Below are 1083 nucleotides of genomic sequence, written 5' to 3' on the forward strand. Positions count from 1 at the left end.
GGGGTACTGCAGCCGTTCGGTTGACGGGAACTCGGAGAGGGGTCTTGGTAGCTGGAGGAACCGCCACGTTGGCTGAGGAGTCCCAGTATAGGGTTGAGTCCCTTGTGGCTGAGGCGACGAAGGCGGTGGTGTTTGATGTCCCACACCCGGATAGTACCTATGAGATTGGTCTTGAGTTGGGGGGTGCTACAGCTAGTGAAGAGGTGCCGTGGGTTACTCTCAAGACAGCGGCGGGGTTCACCATTAATTTTTCAGCTCCGCAGACGTTAGATGTTTGCTGGACTGCGCGCCGGAGTGTGTTGAACTAGGAGTGCCATGAGTACCTTTTGGGAAGATATGAACCAAGCTTTTGCGGTGGAGTCCGCCATTGACCACCACCTTCAAGAGCGCACGATTCAGGGTTCCTACACGACCTCTATGCGGGATCTAACGGATACTGCAAGGGTGTCCAGGGCATTGCCTTTGCCCCAACCGGCTGGAACCCGGGTTCGGTTCACAGCTAACATTGGTTCGGTGTTGTCTTACGATGACATCCCCGAACATAACGGGGAGGGGACTATTATTACGGTACGTACCGGGGCTGGGGATACAACGCACCTTGATGGTCGGGTGTTTGTCCTTTGGGACGACGGGAAGTTCCGGTCGATCCTAGCTGAGCATCTTCGTCCGGCGCTATCAAAGAAGTTTGCCAAGGGATTGCGGATTGTGGTTTCTGATCTTGGGGATCTCTCTCAGTTCTTTTCTAAGTCCACGTCGGGGCGGCAGGATGAGTTGATTCACAAGTCTACTGAGGACTTGCGGGCACTCAAGAAAGATGGGGATCAGTACATCGTCGAGCGGTTGTTTACAGATACGGGGAAGCCTCTGAAGGTGTGAAGTGGGGGCTATCGCTCGGGTTGCTGACCGTTACCTGGTTCGGATGGCTGTTCGCCAGGTGACCGCTGGGCGGTCATTCCAGCGCAGAAGGGCTTCCTTTGTGGGTCTAACCCCTGAAGTGCTCCAGGCATTTGCGGAGGGGTTCTACTTACCCCAACATGGGGGTAAGGTGGCTTTCGGGGGATTGGTTCGGAAGCTCAAGCAACT

General features: G+C 55.3%; 2 protein-coding genes. Both read left to right on the top strand.

Translation table 11 applies throughout. The features are described from left to right. Positions 1-104 precede the first annotated feature (104 nt). Entirely contained in the window at positions 105-308 is a 204-nt protein-coding gene (locus HWQ67_RS19425) for a hypothetical protein (RefSeq protein ID WP_218254347.1), read from the top strand. A gap of 28 nt (positions 309-336) precedes the next feature. Next, the gene (locus HWQ67_RS19430) at positions 337-876 is read left to right on the top strand and encodes a hypothetical protein (protein ID WP_218254348.1); all 540 of its coding nucleotides are present in this window, start codon (positions 337-339) and stop codon (positions 874-876) included. Positions 877-1083 lie beyond the last annotated feature (207 nt).

It is taken from the genome of Candidatus Magnetobacterium casense, assembly GCF_019173545.1.
Lineage (GTDB): Bacteria > Nitrospirota > Thermodesulfovibrionia > Thermodesulfovibrionales > Magnetobacteriaceae > Magnetobacterium > Magnetobacterium cryptolimnobacter.